Here is a 17,435-nt window from a genome sequence, read left to right as displayed (position 1 = left end):
TCGGCGCCGCACTACTTGAGAGTGCTTACTATTTACGCCTCAGTGATCAAGGACGATGGCTTGCGGGGAAACCCTGAAAATATTTTGCAAAAGTTGCCGCTAAGAGGCTTTGCCTTCGCGCAACACCAGTAAATACGGGGTGTAGTGCTCAGCGCGCAGGTTGAGGGTGTATTCCAGCGCCTTGATCACGGCTTCCGGTTTGTCGATCTCGAACACGCCGGACACCACGCGATTGCGCAGCGCATCGCCCAGCACCAGGGTCTTGCCAGGCCAGTAGCGGTTCAACTCGCTGACCACTTCCGACAGCGGTTGTTGGCGGAACACCAGTTGTCGCTGGCGCCAGGCGAAACCGCTGGCCGCATCGAAACCGTGGGCCTCGGCAAGGTGCTGGCCCTGATATTCCACGGCCCGTCCCGGCTCCAGGTAGACCGGCTCACCGGCGCCCGCGCTGACCTGCACCTTGCCCTGCGCCACTTGCACCCGCGTCTGCGCATCCCGCCTTGCCACGCTGAACTGGGTGCCGACCACCGTCACCCAGCCCTCGCCGGACTGCACCACGAAGGGCCGCGCCGGGTCTTTGGTCACGCTGAAAAAACCTTCCCCGCGCAACAGACGAATCTGACGCTCACCGCTGCTCATGCGTACCTGAACGGCGCTGTCGGTATTGAGCTGCAACTGGGAGCCGTCCGCCAACTCGACTGTGCGCGTTTCGCCGGTGCCGGTGGCGTAGTCCGCGCGCAGGCGGTCGAGCCAGGGCGTGTTCTGCACGGTCAACCCAACCGCCAGCAGCACGGCAGCGGCATAAGCCCAACGCCGCGCGGGTTTGCGCCACGCGACCTGCTCGGCGCGGCGGATCAGCCGTGCCGGTTCACGCAAACCGCCGAGCATCGCCTGCACTTCCTGCCACGCGTCGTCCTGGGGCTGGCCCTGCCCGAGCCAGGCGGCAAAAGCGTCCATCTCGGCCGGGGTCACGTCCTCGGCCTGCAAGCGGAAGTACCAGGCGGACGCTTCTTCGAACAACGCGTCGGCAGTGGGTAACGCAGTCATGACCGACGTCCTTGTGTGTCGCAGGCGAGCCGCGTCTTGATGTAGGCACGGCATTCAATCAAGGCGCGGCGCAGTTGGTATTCCACGCTGCGCGGGCTGATCGACAGGCGTTCGCCAATCTCGCGATAGGAAAGTTCGTCGACATGATAGAGCAGGAAGATCTGCCGAGTCGCTGCGGGCAACGCCAGGATTGCGTCCTGCATCAGTTGCTTCTGCTGGTAGGCGGCCAGTTGTTCGTCGGCACCGGGGTTGCCGCACGGCAGTTCTTCGCTGGGCTCGCCGGCATCCAGGCGCTCACGGCGGATGGCCTGGCGCTGGTGATCGCGCACCAGGTTGCTGGCGATGGTGAAGAGGAAGGCTGGCAGGTTGTCGATCTTCTCGCCGGAGTCCAGACGTGCCAGGCGCAGGAACGATTCCTGGGTCAGGTCGGCGGCCACCTGGGCGCTGCCGGTGCGGCGGGTGACGAAGGCTTCGAGGGCTTTCTTCTGCTCCGCGAACAGGCGCGCTATCTGCGAATTCCAGGAGGACACAGCACTACCTTGAGAAGAACGGAGGGTTCAGGAAGTGCGCACGCTAGCAGATGATGAGATTGGTTCGCAATTGATATCTATTTTTGCTGTGGCTTTTGGCCTGTCAATCAGATAGCTATCGGGGGCAAGCCCCCTCCCACACTGACTGCATTCTCATGTTGGAACTCGGTCAACTGTGGGAGGGGGCTTGCCCCCGATAACAAGCGGCGCGGTGTTACTGGATTTCGTCAGGCTTGACGATCACCCAGTTCTTGTCCGCCGTCACCGGCAACCCTTCCTTGGCCTGCGCCGCCGCGTGCTTGGCGATCATGCCGTTCAACTGGGTCATGTATTTGTCCTTGCGGTTGATCCACAGGTGGATACCACCCTTGGCCACGTCCACGTCGTGAAACAGCATGTAGCCATCGCTGGTCGGGGTGTCGCCACCCACCAGTACCGGCTTTTTCCATTCGTCGATGTAGGTGAGGATCGCCGCGTGCTTGCCGGCCATCCAGGTCGCCGGGGTCCACAGGTAGGGCGTGAGTTCCAGGCCCAGGTTGGCCTTTTCGTCATACTTGCCGGCGGTGATCTGTTTGCGCGCGGTGGTCAGCTCGCCGGTCTTGCGGTCCTTGAGCAAGGTGGTCACGCCGATGACGTTCTCGGGCTTGACGTTGTAGCCGTACTTCGGATCGGCGGCGACCATGCGCACCAGCTCTTCGGAAGCGGCGGTCATCACATATACCTCAATGCCGTTTTCCATCAGCTTGTTGTATAGCTCGGCCTGGCCGGTGAAGACTTTCGGCGGTTGCACCTCGGACTTCTTAACGGCGTCGCCTTCGAAATAAGTGACGGGCACGGGCTTGCCGGAGGCCATCAGCTCATCGACCTGCACTTTGAGTTCCTTGAGGGTGAACCCCGAGAACACCTGGGCAACCCACGGGTAGCAGACCATGTCGTCCACTTCGCAGAGGCGATAGTAGTAGCTGAACAGACTTTCCTTATGGTCGGCAGTGTCTTTGAACGGCATAAGCTTGAGCGACGGATCAAGGCTGTCGCGGGTAATCAGGCCCTTGTTTTCCATGTAGGGCAGCAGGGACTCTTCGAGGTCGTAGCGGTAGCTGGTGTTGTCCATGTCGAACACCGCGAAATTGCCCTTGTTGGCGTTGGCGGCGATCATTTTGTTCAGTTGCTCGGCGGCCGGGGCCGGCCAGTGTTTCAACTCGGTAGCGGCCATGGTTGGCCCGGCAAGGCCCAAGCACAGTGCGGCGGCAAACAATCTCGAAGCGAGCTTCATATGCGTTTCTCCCTGAGTGAAAAACATCGACGCTAACAAATCCCTGTGACAGTTATCGCCCGAGCACGACCGCTTGCGTCGTGAACGCGCCAAGGACATGTGCCTGAGCGTCAAGGGCTTATTCCAAAAACGACAGTCACCATTCCATATCGGTATTAAATCAATATATTTCAAGCTGTTAGGCTTTCCGGTTCGCAATCGCAGGCTCGCGCGATTGGCTGCCTTCTCAACGGAGCTTCAATGAATCTGCCCCTGATTCTCAACTTACTGGTGTTCGTGGCCCTGCTGCTGGGCCTGGCACAAACCCGTCGCACAAACTGGAGCCTCGCCAAGAAGGTGCTGTTTGCCCTTGTACTCGGCGTGGTGTTCGGCACCGTGCTGCACACGGTCTACGGTGACGGCAACCCGGTACTCAAGGCCTCCATCGGCTGGTTCGACCTGGTCGGCAACGGTTATGTGCAACTGCTGCAAATGATCGTGATCCCGCTGGTATTCGCGTCGATCCTCAGCGCCGTGGCACGCCTGCACAACGCCTCGTCCCTGGGCAAGATCAGCTTCCTGACCATCGGCACACTGCTGTTCACCACCGCGATTGCGGCGCTGATCGGCATCGCCCTGACCAACCTGTTCGGCCTCACCGCCGAAGGCCTGGTGGCCGGCACCCAGGAAATGGCGCGCCTGCAAGTGATCCAGAGCGATTACGCGGGCAAGGTCGCCGACCTGAATATCCCGCAACTGCTGCTGTCGTTCGTGCCGGCCAACCCGTTCGCCGACCTGGCCCGGGCCAAGCCGACCTCGATCATCAGCGTGGTGATTTTCGCCGCATTCCTGGGGGTTGCCGCACTGCAACTGCTCAAGGATGACGTGGAAAAGGGCCAGAAAGTCCTCAACGCCATCGACACCCTGCAAGCCTGGGTGATGCGCCTGGTGCGCCTGGTGATGAAGCTGACGCCGTATGGCGTATTGGCGCTGATGACCAAAGTGGTCGCCGGCTCCAACCTGCAAGACATCATCAAGCTCGGCAGTTTCGTGGTGGTGTCGTACCTGGCCCTGGGACTGATGTTCGTGGTGCACGGCCTGCTGCTGTCCCTGGCCGGGATCAACCCGCTGCGCTTCTTCCGCAAGGTGTGGCCGGTGCTGACCTTTGCCTTCACCAGCCGCTCCAGCGCGGCGGCGATCCCGCTGAGCATTGAAGCGCAGACCCGTCGCCTGGGCATCCCGCAATCCATCGCTGGGTTTGCCGCCTCGTTCGGCGCGACCATCGGCCAGAACGGTTGCGCCGGCCTCTACCCGGCGATGTTGGCGGTGATGGTCGCGCCGACCGTGGGCATCAACCCGCTGGACCCGCTGTGGATCGCGACCCTGGTGGCGATTGTGACCTTGAGCTCGGCCGGTGTGGCCGGCGTGGGCGGCGGCGCGACCTTCGCCGCCCTGATCGTGCTGCCGGCCATGGGCTTGCCGGTGTCACTGGTGGCGCTGCTGATTTCCGTAGAGCCACTGATCGACATGGGCCGTACGGCGCTGAACGTAAATGGCTCGATGACGGCCGGTGCGATCACCAGCCAGGTCATGGGGCAGACGGATAAGGCGCTGTTGAATGCCGATGAGCATGCGGAATTAGCGCAAGCCTGATAGATAGCAATCGGGGGCAAGCCCCCTCCCACACTTGAAGGTCAAGATGTGGGAGGGGGCTTGCCCCCGATGCTTTTAGGCTTTTTCCCAGACTTCAAAGTTGTAAGCAGGCTTATCACCTTCAGCTGGATTCTCCAGATTGGAAACCAACTTCCACTGGCCCCGATCAAACTCCGGAAACCAGGCATCCCCCTCCGGGCTCAACGCCACCCGCGTCAAATACAGGCGATCCGCCTGCTCCAGCCCCTGCGCATACAACTGCGCGCCGCCGATCAGCATCAGCTCGTCAACGCCTTGCGCCGTTGCCCATTCCTCAGCGCGCTCCACCGCGGCCTCCAGAGACGGAAAAACTTCCGCACCTTCCAGCGCCAGATCGGTCTGACGGCTGACCACGATGTTCAAGCGCCCCGGCAACGGTCGGCCCAGGGAGTCCCAGGTCTTGCGCCCCATGATGATCGGCTTGCCGAGCGTGGTGGCCTTGAAATATTTGAAATCCCCCGGCAAATGCCAGGGCATGCTGTTGTCGACGCCGATCACACGGTTTTCACCGAGGGCTGCGATCAGGCTTAAAGGGAGAGTTTTTTTCATGGCGACGAGAATACCAGAGCCCCGAGCCAGGGGTTATGCTCCAGGCTCACAAACACGACAGGACAACGCGTGACTCCTTTGCACACACTCTGGCTGACAGAAACCGTGCGCCTGCGCGAAGAACACGCCGGCCCTCTGGAAGACCTGGAAGCCAGCCGCCTGGCCCGCACCGCCGGTGGCGACCTGCCGACGCGCATCCAGCACCGCGCCCTGCACCTGGCCGAGCGCGATGGGCTCACGACCGCCCTCACCCGCTGGTTGCAAGGCGCACGTCTGGCGCTGGTGCTGCTGGCGGTCGTCGCGGTGATCAGCGGTGCGGGCCTGGCCTTTGCCGCGCTGGGCAACGGTCTGGTCCCGGTGAATGTGTTCTGGGCCTTGGGCAGCTTGCTCGGTTTGAACCTGATCCTGCTGATCAGTTGGGCCTTGGGCCTGCTGTTTGCCGGTGAACACAGCGCCAGCCTGGGGCGACTGTGGTTATGGCTCAGCGAAAAACTCGCCCGTGACGCGAAGGCTGCGCAGCTGGCGCCCGCACTGCTGCTATTGCTGCAACGCCAGAAACTCAATCGCTGGGCCGTAGGTGTGCTGGTCAATAGCCTGTGGTTGCTGGCGTTGCTCAGCGCCCTGGTGATTCTGCTGACACTACTCGCCACCCGCCGCTACGGCTTCGTGTGGGAAACCACCATTCTCGGCGCCGACACCTTCGTCGCCGTCACCCAGGCCCTCGGCGCCCTGCCCGCCCTGCTGGGCTTCAATGTGCCGACCGTCGAGATGATCCGCGCCAGCGGCGATTCCGCGCTGAATATCGAAAGCGCCCGCCAGGCCTGGGCCGCATGGCTGGTGGGCGTGCTGCTGGTCTATGGCCTGTTGCCCCGCTTGATCCTTGCCCTGCTCTGCCTGTGGCGCTGGAAACGTGGGCGCGCCGCGCTGCGCCTGGACCTCAACCTGCCCGGCTACAGCCAATTGCGCGAACGTCTGATGCCGAGCAGCGAGCGCCTCGGGGTCAACGATGCCGCCCCCGAACAACTGCATCACGTCAGCGGCGGCGTCAGCGAACTGCAAAGCGACGGCGCGCTGCTGGTGGCCATCGAACTGGACGACCAGCGCCCCTGGCCGCCCAAACTGCCGCACAACGTGAAGAACGCCGGGATCCTCGACAGCCGCGAATCGCGCAACAAACTGCTGGAACAACTCACGCGCTTCCCGCCCGCACGTCTGGCCATCGCCTGCGACCCGCGCCGCTCGCCGGATCGCGGCAGCCTGGCGCTGATCGCCGAACTCGCCCGCAGCGCCACCGCCACCCGCGTGTGGCTGCTACAAGCGCCGCCCGGCCAGGCCCTCGACGCCGAGCGCCTGGGCGACTGGCACACCGCGCTGCAACAGCTTGAATTGCCCTTTGCCGACTGCGCACCGCTGAACTGGCTGGAGACCGGTCATGACTAAGCCCCTGAAACTCGCCGTGGTCGGCCACACCAATGTCGGCAAGACGTCGCTGCTGCGCACCCTTACGCGAGATGTGGGCTTCGGCGAAGTGTCCCATCGTCCCAGTACCACACGGCATGTTGAAGGCGCACGCTTGTCGGTGGACGGCGAAGCCCTGCTGGAGCTGTACGACACCCCCGGCCTGGAAGACGCCATCGCCCTGCTCGATTACCTGGAGCGCCTGGATCGCCCCGGCGAACGCCTCGACGGCCCGGCCCGCCTGGCGCGGTTCCTGGAAGGCAGCGAAGCGCGCCAGCGTTTCGAACAGGAAGCCAAGGTGCTGCGCCAACTGCTGGCCTCCGACGCCGGCCTGTATGTGATCGACGCCCGCGAGCCGGTACTGGCCAAATACCGCGACGAGCTGCAAGTGCTGGCCAGTTGCGGCAAGCCGTTGCTGCCGGTGCTCAACTTTGTCAGCAGCAGCGACCACCGCGAGCCGGACTGGCGCGAAGCCCTGGCCCGGCTTGGCCTGCACGCGCTGGTGCGCTTCGACAGCGTAGCACCGCCGGAAGACGGCGAGCGGCGCCTGTATGAAAGCCTCGCCCTGCTGCTGGAAAACGCACGGCCGCAATTGGAGCGACTGATCCTGGATCAAGAGGCGCAGCGCCAGGCCCGCCAGCAAAGCGCCGCCCGGCTGATCGCCGAACTGCTGATCGACTGCGCCGCCTGCCGCCGTAGCGTGGTCAGCGAAGATGAACAACACGCCATCGGCGACCTGCGCAAAGCCGTGCGCCAACGCGAACAAAAGTGTGTGGAAGCGCTGCTCAAGCTGTTCGGCTTCCGCCCGCAGGATGCCGCCGCCAGTGACTTGCCGCTGCTGGACGGGCGCTGGGGCGACGACCTGTTCAACCCGGAAACTCTAAAGCAACTCGGCGTGCGCGTCGGTGGCGGGATCGCCGCAGGCGCAGCGGCGGGTGCCGGTGTGGATCTGTTGGTCGGCGGCCTGACCTTGGGCGCCGCCGCCCTGGCCGGCGCCATTGCCGGTGGCGCGCTGCAAACCGCACGCAGCTATGGCAGCCGGCTGCTGGGCAAGATCAAAGGCCAGCGCGAGCTGACCGTGGACGACAGCGTATTGCGCCTGCTCGCTCTGCGCCAACGCCAGTTGCTCAAGGCCCTGGACCTGCGCGGCCATGCGGCGATGCACAGCATCAAGGTCGACACGCCCCAGGACAAGACCTGGCGCGAGGGCAAGTTGCCGGATGCATTGCACAAAGCCCGCGCCCACCCGCAGTGGTCGTCGCTCAACCCTCACCCTAGGCTCAGCCAGGCTGAGCGCCAGGAACAGGTCGAAGCTCTGGCCCGGCGCCTCGACGAAACCTAAGCCGCCAGCACCTGCCGCGCCTTGGCCTTGAGCACCTCGAGGTCGAGCACCGGCACGTGCATTGCCTTGGCCTGCTCGTCCCAATGACGCATGCGCAGGCTGATCTCGCAGAGCGGATCTTGTTCAAACGCCTGCGCCTCTTCCTGAGTCATTACACCGCCCTGGTACCCGAGCGTACGGCGGCTGGCTTCGCTCAGGCGGGCGTAATAACCCGGCTGGCTGAAGGTCAGGTAGCGCTTGGCTTGCACGTGATACTCCACCAGTTTGGCCATGCGCTCGCTGAAGCCTGCACGACGCAAGTAATCGGCGCCGAGCTGCTCATGACTGACCACGCCATAGCCGCCCATGTTTTCGCCGCCCTCGCCGCACAAGTGCCCGATATCGTGGAAAAACGCCGCCAGCACCACTTCATCATCGAAGCCTTCGGCCATGGCCAACTGTGCGGCCTGGGACATGTGCTCGATCTGCGACACCGGCTCGCCGATGTAATCCGCCGTGCCGTGCTGTTCGTACAAGCCGAAGACTTCGGCGATGGTCTGTTCCGGGTTGATCACGCCGCCCCCCACAAGGTTGTGATATTTCGCTCAGCCATTGCCGGCCCCACGCTCATGCCCACACCGGTGTGCATCAACGCCGCGCTCACACCCGGCGCCGCCCGCAGGAACGAAAACGGCGCCGGCCCGCGTGAGCCGTACACGCCCTGCCAGCGCTCCACGACCTGGATCTTGCAGCCCAGGGTCTGCTCGGCCAGCGCGATCATCCAGTCATCGACCTGCTCGGCATTGAACGGCGATGCATCGCTGCCGTAGTCATGGGAGTCACCGATGATCAGTTCGCCATGGGGCGTCGGGCTGATCAGCAAATGGATACCGTGCTCATGCAGGTGCGGTGCCTCCCGCAGGATTTGCGCCTGCACCGGCGCGGCTTCCGGCAGGTCGGCAAAGGCGCCGTAATGCACGCAGCTCAAGCCGGTGAGCAAGGCGTGTTGCAGGTTCAAGTTGGCCGAGGGCCTGGCGCGCAGCATTTGCAGGCGGCAGATGCTCGGGTTGAGCTCGGCCATCGCTTCGGCCAGCAGGGTCTGGTAGTCGTGGCCGGAGCACACAATGATCTGCTCACCGCGAAAACTGCCCGCCGTGCTGTGCAACTGGCCCGGTTCGACGTCGCGCACCAGGGTGGAGAAGTAGAACTCCACGTTCATTGCCTGCGCCAGGTAGTTGATCAGCGCCGGGATCGCTTCACGCGAATACAACTGCTGGTCGTCCTTGCCGTGCAGCGCGGCGCGGTGATGGCGGAACTGGCCGCCGTACAGATCCTTCATCGCCGCGCCTTGCAACAGGTCGACGTTGTAGCCGTGTTCCTGCGCACGGCCAGCGCAGAACGCTTCCAGCAAATGCTCTTCGGCTTCGGTACGGGCGAACAGGTAGGAACCGTTGCGCTTGAGTTGCAGCCCGGCGACCTGCGCCCAGTGCCCCCAGATTTCGCGGCTTTCACGCGCCAGATCGAGCATCGGCCCCGGCGGTTGGCCGGTCACCAGCGCCTGGCCGAAGTTGCGCACCGAAGCGCCCAAGGGCGTGGCGCTGCGTTCGAACACCTTGACCTTGAGGCCGCGTTTGGCGGCGGCGTAGGCGTGGGACAGGCCGAGGATGCCGGCGCCGATGATCAGCAGGTCGCTGTGGTGTGTCATATCGTGATGTCCTGTTTTGCAGACCGCCATCGGGGGCAAGCCCCCTCCCACAGTTCGATTAGTGTGGGAGGGGGCTTGCCCCCGATGAGGCCAGTAGCCCCAACGAAAAACCTTACTGCCCTGCCACTTTCTCCGACTTGCCGTCATAGCGCTTGCGCCACTCGGTCAAGATGCTGTCGCGGTTCTTCGACGCCCAGGCAAAGTCGTTCTTGATCAAACGCTGCTCGTAGTCGGCCGGCAATTCGGTCTGCGGCTTGGCGATACCTGGCTGGGCGAGCACGGCAAAGTTGTCCTTGTACAGCTCCATGGCCGCCGGGCTGGCGGAGAAGTCGGCGAGCTTCTGCGCGGCGTCCTTGTGCGCGGTGCCTTTGATCACGGCGGTGGCTTCGATGTCCCAGCCCAGGCCTTCCTTCGGCAGGATGATGTCCAACGGCGCGCCCTGGCGTTTCAGCTGTACGGCCGGGTATTCAAACGAAATGCCGATCGGGAATTCACCGGAAGCCGCCAGCTTGCACGGCTTGGACCCGGAGTGAACGTACTGACCGATGTTCTGGTGCAGGTCGTCCATGTACTGCCAGCCTTGCTTTTCGCCGAAGGTCTGCAGCCAGGCGCTGACGTCAAGGAAACCGGTGCCGGACGAGGCCGGGTTGGGCATGACGATCTTGCCCTTGTACTCAGGCCTGGTCAGGTCCTGCCAGCTCACCGGCTTGGTCAGGCCCTGTTTCTCGGCTTCAACGGTGTTGAAGCAGATGGTCGCCGCCCACACGTCCATGCCGACCCACGCCGGTGGGTTGGCGGCATCGCGATAGTTCTTGCCGATCTTGTCCAGGTCTTTGGGCGCGTAGTTGTCCAGCATGCCTTGCTGGTCGAGGATCGCCAGGCTGGAGGCGGCCAGGCCCCACACTGCGTCGGCTTGCGGGCGGTCTTTCTCGGCCAGCAGCTTGGCGGTGATGATGCCGGTGGAGTCACGCACCCATTTGATTTCGACGTCGGGGTTAGCCTGTTCGAAGGCCTTTTTGTAGGTCTTCAATTGCTCGGCTTCGAGGGCCGTGTACACGGTCAACTCGGTTTTTGCGGCAAAGGCATTCACGCTGAATGCCGTGAGTACCGCCGCGACCAGCGCCAGGGGCTTGAACATGGAACACCTCCTTCAGGATTATTGCCCGGGCGCGGTCTGGCGCCAGGCTTGGGAGCGGCGCAACGCGCCACGTGAAGCCCACGCCAGCAGCAGCGAAACGCCGGCCGAAGTGAACAGGATCAGGGTCGACATGGCCGCCGCACCGCCCACGTTGCCGGCGTCGTCCATGTTCAGCACGGCAATAGCGGCGAGGATGGTGTCGGGGCTGTAGAGGAAGATCGCGGCGGACACGGTGGTCATCGCCGACACAAACAGATAGCGCACGATGTCCAGCAGCGCCGGCAGGCAGATCGGCACCGTCACCTTCAAGTAATGCCGGTACAGCGGCGCCTTGAGGGACAGCGCGGCGGCTTCGAACTCGGCGTCGAGCTGGCGCAGTGCGGTGGTCGCGGTCATCTGTGCAGTGGTCAAATAATGCGCAATGGTGCACACCACAAGCAGGGTCATGGTTCCGTAGAACACATGCAGCGGATTGCCGTTGAGGTTGAAAAAGAACACGTAGCCCAGGCCCAGCACCAGGCCCGGCACGGCCATCGGCACGAAGCTGAGCATGCGCAGGGCCAGGTTGAGGCCCTTCTGGCCCCTGGTTTTTTCCATCAGGTAGGCGCCGGTGAAGATCAGCACGCTGCCGATCAACGCGGTGCACAGGGCCAGGGTCAGGCTGTTGCGGTAAGCCAGCCAACCGCCGCCGGCTGTGTCCTCGAACTGGTAATGGTTGAGGGACAGCGACAGGTTGTACGGCCAGAATTTCACCAGCGAGGAATACACCGCCATGCCGAACACCAACAGCAATACCGCGCAGATCAGCAGCACGATGGCCAGGTAGCAGGCGTCCCGCAAGGCCGACGGCACCGGTTGAAACACTTGCGCACGGCCGCTCATCGAGTCGCCGTGACGGCGGCGCAGCCAGGCATCCACCCCAAAGCTGAACAGCGCCGGCAGCAGCAACACCATACCGATCAGCGCACCGCGCCCGAACTGCTGCTGGCCGACCACCGCCTTGTAGGCCTCCAGGGCCAGCACCTGATAATCGCCACCCACCACCACGGGCACACCGAAGTCGGTGATGGTCAGGGTGAACACCAGGCAAAACGCGGCGAACACCGCCTGGCGCGTGGCCGGCCAGGTGATGCTGCGAAACGCCCGGGCCGGGCTGGCGCCCATGCTGGAGGCGGCATCGAACAGGCGTGCATCCGCCAGGGACAGCGCCGACAGCAGAATCATCAAGGCATGTGGGAAGGTGTAGATCACCTCCCCCAGCACAATGCCCCAGAAACCGTAGATGTTCTCCGAAAGCAGCCCGCGCAGCATGCCCTGGTTGCCAAACAGATAGACCAGCGCAATGCCCGGCAGCATCGACGGCGCCATCAGCGGCAGCAGTGACATACCGCGCCAGATCGCCTTGCCGGGAATCAAGGTGCGTTGCAGGGCGTAGGCAAACAGGTAGGCCAGCGGTACGACGATGGCCGCCACGCTCAGGGACACTTTCAGGCTATTGCCCAGCAGCCAATGGAAGTTGGCGCTGGTCACCAGCTCCCGCGCCGCCACCAGGCCACCGCCCTGCCCGGCCTCGCTGCTGAAACCGCGCCAGAAGATCGCCAGCAACGGCATCAATACAGCGATACCCAACAGCAACAGCCACAGCAGTTTGCCGCCGACGACGAAAACTCTGTCGCCGGTTTCGGCGCGCGAAACCTGGCGTGGCAGTGTCATCACAGCAGCCATCTCAGGCAAACACCTGCAGGCTGCGCGGCGGCAAGGCCACCCAGATGTGCTGTGCCCCCAGGCGCGGCATGGCTTCCGGGGCCAGTTCGGCGAGCAGCGGGTGGCCGGGCAATTGCTCCAGCTCAAAGCTCATGCGGCAGCGGTTGCCAAGGAAGGTGATCTCGCGCACCTTGGCCGGGAACAGGTTTTCTTCATGCACCGACGGGTTGACGCTGATCGCCTCCGGGCGACAGAACAGGCGCCCGGACTTGGCCATGGCGGCATCGTCGGCCAGGCGCATGTTCATCCCGCCGACCTGGGCGTGACTGGCACTGTTGCGGCTGAACGGCAGCCAATTGCCCTGGCCGACAAACTCCGCCACGAACGGCGTGGCCGGACGGTCGTAGATCTCCTGGGGCGTGGCGTATTGCTCGACCTTGCCGTTGTTCATCACGGCGATGCGGTCGGCCATCAGCATCGCTTCATCCTGATTGTGGGTGACCATCAGCGTGGTAATGCCCAGGCACCGTTGCAGTTGGCGCAGCTCGGTACACAGATGCTCACGCACGCGGGCGTCGAGGGCCGACATCGGTTCATCCAGCAACAACAACGAAGGCGCGGGCGCCAAGGCACGGGCCAAAGCGACGCGTTGCTGCTGGCCGCCGGACAGCTGACCGGGGTATTTCTTTTCGCTACCGACCAGGCCGACCAGTTCGAGCATCTGGCCGACGCGCTGGCGCACTTCATCGCGACCACTGCCGGTGAGGCCGTAGCCGATGTTCGCTTCAACGGTGAGGTTGGGAAACAACGCGTAGGACTGGAACAGGATGCCGTAGTCCCGCGCCTGGGGCGGCAGCAGGGAAACATCGCGGTTGCCCAGGTAAAGCTCGCCGCTGTCCTGGCGTTCCAGGCCGGCGATACAGCGCAGCAAGGTGGTCTTGCCGCAACCGGACGGGCCCAGCAGGCACACCAACTCGCCAGCGGCGACGTCCAGGGATACGTTATCCAGCGCGGTAAACGCACCGAAGCGTTTCTGGATACCCCGCACCTTCATGGGCGCGCCGGGTTGGGTCAGGGCTGTGTTCATGCAAGGCACCTCATCGAACGGATGAAGGCCATGCTAGGGGGGCAATACGTCCCTAGTGTGGCAGAAAGGCAAAACCCGATGATAGTGGTATTCGTGGATTTGGGTAGGGCTCTCAGCGGTGAGTTGCCTGGTCTATCGCTATCGGGGGCAAGCCCCCTCCCACATTCCGAGCGTGTGAACCCGAAACGTGTGGGAGGGGGCTTGCCCCCGATGAGGCCCGAAAAGCCAACCAAAAACTTAAATTGGCGACATTTCCTGCGCCAGCCCAAGAAAGGCCGCCGGCAACCGCGCGCCCTTTCTTTCCTTGAGGCAGTACAGATACTCAGGAATCTGCGGTGCATTCTCGATGGTCAATACGCGCAATTGCGGGTCATGGGGCACTTCCTGGCGGGCAATGATGCTGATGCCGATGTTGCGCAGCACCGCTTCACGAATCGACTCGCGGCTGCCGATTTCCAGCAGCGGTCCGAAGCTCACACCTGCGCTCTGCAACAGTTCTTCGGTCAAACGTCGCGTGGTAGAGCCCGCTTCACGCATCAACAGCGTGTGCCCGGCCAACGCGTTGAGCGGCACATGGTCGAGCTTGGCCAACGGATGGTTGCGGTGCACCGCCAGCACCAACGGGTCGGTGCCCAGAACACGGCGAATCAGGCGTGGGTCTTCCAGCAGTTGCGAGGAGGCGGCAACGTCGACGCGGTAATCGTCCAAGGCTTCTAGCACTTGTTGGGAGTTGCCGATTTCCACCGACACTTCCACCTGCGGCAGGCGTTCGCGAAAGGCTTTGACCAGGTCGAGGATGTAGTACGGCGCCGTCGCGGCAATCCTCAGTGCGCCTTGGACCTGGCCGTTGTTGCGCAGGAAAAACTCGATATCCGCTTCCTGCTGCAACAGCGCCTTGACCATCGGCAGCAGCCGCGCGCCCTCGTCGCTGACGGTGAGGCGACGCCCGCCACGGTAGAACAATTCAATGCCGTAGTGGCTTTCCAGATTGCGGATCTGGGTGGTGACCGTGGGTTGGCTCAGGCCGAGTTTTTTCGCCGCCTGGGTAATGCTGCCCAGGCGGGCGACCATATAAAACGCCTTCAACTCGGCACTCAGCACACCACCCTCTCATCGTCTATTTGCGCAACAGGCGCAGGCCATTGAACACCACCAGCAAGCTCACGCCCATGTCGGCGAACACCGCCATCCACATCGTGGCCATGCCCAGGAAGGTGACCGCGAGGAAGATCGCCTTGATCACCAGCGCCAGGGCGATGTTCTGCTTGAGGATACTCGACGTTTGCCGCGACAGACGAATGAAAGCCGGAATCTTGCGTAGGTCATCGTCCATCAAGGCCACATCAGCAGTCTCGATAGCCGTGTCGGTACCCGCTGCAGCCATGGCAAAGCCGATCTCGGCGCGGGCCAGGGCCGGGGCGTCGTTGATGCCGTCGCCGACCATGCCCACGCGGTGGCCTTGGCCGTAGAGGGTTTCGATGGCTTGCAGCTTGTCGGTCGGCAACAGGTCGCCCTGGGCCTGGTCGATACCAACCTGCGCGGCAATCGCCTGGGCGGTGTGGGTGTTGTCACCGGTAAGCATCAAAGTCTTGATGCCCAGTTCGTGCAACTGCTGGATGGCTTCGCGGCTGCTGTCCTTGACCGTGTCGGCCACGGCGAACAGCGCCAGTGGGCCGGACTTGTCGAGCAGCAGCACCACGGACTTACCTTGTTTCTCCAGGGCGAAGAGTTTTTCTTCCAGCGCCGGCGAGCACAGGCCCAGGTCTTCCACCAGGCGGTGGTTGCCCAAATGGAAGGTTTCGCCGTTGATCTCGCCGCGCACGCCACGACCGGCCAGGGCGGCAAAGTTATCCACAACGTGGGTAGGCAGATTTTTATCCACAGCCGCATTGGCGATCGCCAGCGACACCGGGTGATCGGAACGCCCAGCCAGGCTGGCGGCCAATGCCGGTGCGCTGTCTTCGACGTTGGGGAATAGCGCCAGGTAATCGGTTTGCACCGGTTTACCGTGGGTAATGGTGCCGGTCTTGTCGAGAGCCAGGTAATCGAGCTTGTAACCGCCCTCCAGGTACACGCCGCCCTTGATCAGGATGCCTTTGCGCGCTGCCGCCGCGAGGCCGCTGACGATAGTCACCGGGGTGGAAATCACCAGTGCACATGGGCAGGCGACCACCAGCAGCACCAGGGCGCGGTAGATCCAGTCGAACCAGGCGCCGGCCATGAACAACGGCGGGATCACCGCCACGCCCAGGGCAAACAGGAACACCGCCGGGGTGTAGATTTTCGAGAAGCTGTCGACGAAGCGCTGGGTCGGTGCCCGTGCGCCCTGGGCCTGCTCCACCGCGTGAATGATGCGCGCCAGGGTGGAGTTGTTGGCGGCGGCAGTGACTTTATATTCCAGGGAGCCAGCCTGGTTGATGGTGCCGGCGAAGACTTTGTCGCCCACGGTCTTTTCAATCGGCAGGCTTTCACCAGTGATCGGCGCCTGGTCGATGGTGGATTGGCCAGCGGTGACTTCGCCGTCCAGGCCGATGCGCTCGCCAGGCTTTACCCGCACGATGGCGCCAAGATCGATACTCTTGACCTCTTGCTCAGCCCACGAACCATCAGCCTGTTGCACGGTGGCCTGCTCGGGCGTCATCTGCATCAAGCCGCTGATGGCATTGCGCGCACGGTCCAGGGATTTGGCTTCGATCAACTCGGCCACGGTGAACAGGAACATCACCATCGCCGCTTCCGGCCACTGGCCGATCAGGATCGCACCGGTTACCGCGATGCTCATCAGGGCATTGATGTTCAGGTTGAGGTTTTTCAGGGCAATCCAGCCCTTCTTATAGGTGGTGAGCCCGCCACTGAGGATCGACACCAGCGCGACGATGGCAATCGCCCAGGTCGGCGCGGCGCTGGTGAAGTGCAGCACTTCGGCGCCCAACGCGCCGATGCCGGACAACGCCAGCGGCCACCAGTGTTTCTTGGCGGGCGGTTCGGCGGCGGGTGTGCCTTCTTCGATGGGATCGGCCTGCATGCCCAGGGACTTGATGGCGTCAATGATCGGCGCCGTCGTCGGCAGGTCGTGGGTGACACCGAGGATGCGGTTGATCAGGTTGAATTCCAGTTGCTGCACACCCGCAAGCTTGCCCAGTTTGTTCTGGATCAGCGTCTGCTCGGTGGGGCAGTCCATGGCTTCGATGCGAAAGGTGCTCAGCCGCGAGCCGGCGGTGGGCGCTTCGCTCAATTGCACCAACGCCGGGGCCGGGGTGCCGGAACAGCAGGAGCCACCGTGGCCATGGTCATGCACGGGCGTGAGTTTTTTCGGGCCATGATCGTGATCATGCTCGTGTTTATGCGGGGTGTGGATGGAATCGCTCATTCTGTCGCGTCCGTAAAGGTGCCTGTTGCCAAGTAAAGACCCTGTAGCCACTATAGGGTCAAGCACCCATTTGGAGATTGTTGCGATGAAGATCGGCGAACTGGCCAAACTGACCGACTGTCCGGTGGAAACCATCCGTTACTACGAGAAGGAAGGCCTGCTGCCGCCGCCGGCGCGCACCGATGCCAACTACCGCGTATACACCCAGGCACACACCGAGCGGTTGGTGTTTATCCGCAATTGCCGCAGCCTGGACATGACCCTGGAAGAAATCCGCAGCCTGCTGGGGCTACGGGACAGCCCCCAGGACCAGTGCGAAAGCGTGAATGCGCTGATCGACGAGCATATCCACCACGTGAAAGCGCGGATCGATGGGCTGTTGGCGTTGCAGGAGCAATTGCTGGACCTGCGCCAGCGCTGTGGTGGCGGGGATCACTGTGGGATTTTGCAGCAACTGGAGGTCAGCGGAGGTGTTGCCGCCAGCGAGGCCGAGCCCTCACATGTGGGCAGAAGCCACGGCCATTAACTCAAGGCAACACGGTTCCAATGTGGGAGGGGGCTTGCCCCGATGGGGAGTTTCAG

At 63.2% G+C, this 17,435-nt stretch carries 15 protein-coding genes; 4 read left to right on the top strand and 11 right to left on the bottom strand.

What is annotated here, in order from left to right; translation table 11 throughout:
• Window positions 1-99: 99 nt before the first annotated feature.
• The 3 genes from BM026_RS02325 to BM026_RS02315 all read right to left on the bottom strand — a co-directional run bounded on the left by BM026_RS02325 (window position 100) and on the right by BM026_RS02315 (window position 2,850).
• Entirely contained in the window at window positions 100-1,047 is a 948-nt protein-coding gene (locus tag BM026_RS02325) for a FecR family protein (RefSeq protein WP_092241912.1), read from the bottom strand.
• Window positions 1,044-1,577, bottom strand: coding sequence for an RNA polymerase sigma factor (locus BM026_RS02320; RefSeq protein ID WP_093527232.1), 534 nt, complete (start codon window positions 1,575-1,577; stop codon window positions 1,044-1,046). Before BM026_RS02320 ends, BM026_RS02325 begins: the two co-directional genes overlap by 4 nt.
• 214 nt (window positions 1,578-1,791) lie before the next feature.
• Window positions 1,792-2,850, bottom strand: a complete 1,059-nt coding sequence (locus BM026_RS02315; RefSeq protein ID WP_092241908.1) for a phosphorylcholine phosphatase — start codon at window positions 2,848-2,850, stop codon at window positions 1,792-1,794.
• A 240-nt stretch (window positions 2,851-3,090) separates the two neighbouring features.
• Here BM026_RS02315 and BM026_RS02310 point away from each other — a divergent pair, with 240 nt between their 5' ends.
• A complete protein-coding gene (locus tag BM026_RS02310) occupies window positions 3,091-4,482 on the top strand; it encodes an L-cystine transporter (RefSeq protein WP_071490396.1) in 1,392 nt (463 codons plus the stop codon).
• Between the two features lie 75 nt (window positions 4,483-4,557).
• On the opposite strand, the gene BM026_RS02305 is transcribed toward BM026_RS02310, so the two are convergent.
• The gene (locus BM026_RS02305; RefSeq protein ID WP_093514107.1) at window positions 4,558-5,070 is read right to left on the bottom strand and encodes a dihydrofolate reductase; all 513 of its coding nucleotides are present in this window, start codon (window positions 5,068-5,070) and stop codon (window positions 4,558-4,560) included.
• A gap of 69 nt (window positions 5,071-5,139) precedes the next feature.
• Here BM026_RS02305 and BM026_RS02300 point away from each other — a divergent pair, with 69 nt between their 5' ends.
• A complete protein-coding gene (locus BM026_RS02300; protein ID WP_093527230.1) occupies window positions 5,140-6,510 on the top strand; it encodes a DUF2868 domain-containing protein in 1,371 nt (456 codons plus the stop codon).
• Window positions 6,503-7,870 carry a DUF3482 domain-containing protein gene (locus BM026_RS02295; RefSeq protein WP_093527228.1) on the top strand — a complete coding sequence of 456 codons (1,368 nt, stop codon included), beginning with the start codon at window positions 6,503-6,505 and terminating at the stop codon, window positions 7,868-7,870. The genes BM026_RS02300 and BM026_RS02295 overlap by 8 nt, the downstream gene beginning before the upstream one ends.
• Here BM026_RS02295 and BM026_RS02290 read toward each other — a convergent pair.
• The 7 genes from BM026_RS02290 to BM026_RS02260 all read right to left on the bottom strand — a co-directional run bounded on the left by BM026_RS02290 (window position 7,867) and on the right by BM026_RS02260 (window position 16,853).
• Window positions 7,867-8,421: a phosphonate degradation HD-domain oxygenase gene (locus BM026_RS02290; RefSeq protein ID WP_092242397.1), complete on the bottom strand. Its 555-nt coding sequence runs from the start codon at window positions 8,419-8,421 to the stop codon at window positions 7,867-7,869. The genes BM026_RS02295 and BM026_RS02290 overlap by 4 nt on opposite strands.
• The gene (locus tag BM026_RS02285) at window positions 8,421-9,554 is read right to left on the bottom strand and encodes a TIGR03364 family FAD-dependent oxidoreductase (protein WP_093527226.1); all 1,134 of its coding nucleotides are present in this window, start codon (window positions 9,552-9,554) and stop codon (window positions 8,421-8,423) included. The genes BM026_RS02290 and BM026_RS02285 overlap by 1 nt, the downstream gene beginning before the upstream one ends.
• 112 nt (window positions 9,555-9,666) lie before the next feature.
• Complete coding sequence (locus BM026_RS02280) at window positions 9,667-10,692, bottom strand: putative 2-aminoethylphosphonate ABC transporter substrate-binding protein (protein ID WP_093120574.1); 1,026 nt, start codon at window positions 10,690-10,692, stop codon at window positions 9,667-9,669.
• An 18-nt stretch (window positions 10,693-10,710) separates the two neighbouring features.
• A complete protein-coding gene (locus tag BM026_RS02275) occupies window positions 10,711-12,417 on the bottom strand; it encodes a putative 2-aminoethylphosphonate ABC transporter permease subunit (RefSeq protein WP_093527224.1) in 1,707 nt (568 codons plus the stop codon).
• A 1-nt stretch (window position 12,418) separates the two neighbouring features.
• Window positions 12,419-13,483, bottom strand: coding sequence for a putative 2-aminoethylphosphonate ABC transporter ATP-binding protein (locus BM026_RS02270; RefSeq protein ID WP_093527222.1), 1,065 nt, complete (start codon window positions 13,481-13,483; stop codon window positions 12,419-12,421).
• A 237-nt stretch (window positions 13,484-13,720) separates the two neighbouring features.
• The gene (locus BM026_RS02265; protein ID WP_093527220.1) at window positions 13,721-14,584 is read right to left on the bottom strand and encodes a LysR family transcriptional regulator; all 864 of its coding nucleotides are present in this window, start codon (window positions 14,582-14,584) and stop codon (window positions 13,721-13,723) included.
• Between the two features lie 16 nt (window positions 14,585-14,600).
• Complete coding sequence (locus tag BM026_RS02260; RefSeq protein WP_093527218.1) at window positions 14,601-16,853, bottom strand: heavy metal translocating P-type ATPase; 2,253 nt, start codon at window positions 16,851-16,853, stop codon at window positions 14,601-14,603.
• An 85-nt stretch (window positions 16,854-16,938) separates the two neighbouring features.
• On the opposite strand from BM026_RS02260, the gene cadR reads away from it, so the two are divergent.
• Window positions 16,939-17,379 (top strand): Cd(II)/Pb(II)-responsive transcriptional regulator, encoded by a 441-nt coding sequence (gene cadR / locus BM026_RS02255; protein ID WP_092241870.1) that lies wholly within the window; start codon window positions 16,939-16,941, stop codon window positions 17,377-17,379.
• Window positions 17,380-17,435 lie beyond the last annotated feature (56 nt).

Origin of the sequence: Pseudomonas sp. NFPP24, from assembly GCF_900112095.1 — a bacterium.
GTDB classification, from domain to species: Bacteria; Pseudomonadota; Gammaproteobacteria; order Pseudomonadales; family Pseudomonadaceae; genus Aquipseudomonas; species Aquipseudomonas extremorientalis.
The sequence above is the reverse complement of the archived record's forward strand: the minus strand, read 5'-3'. Positions and strand labels throughout refer to the sequence as shown.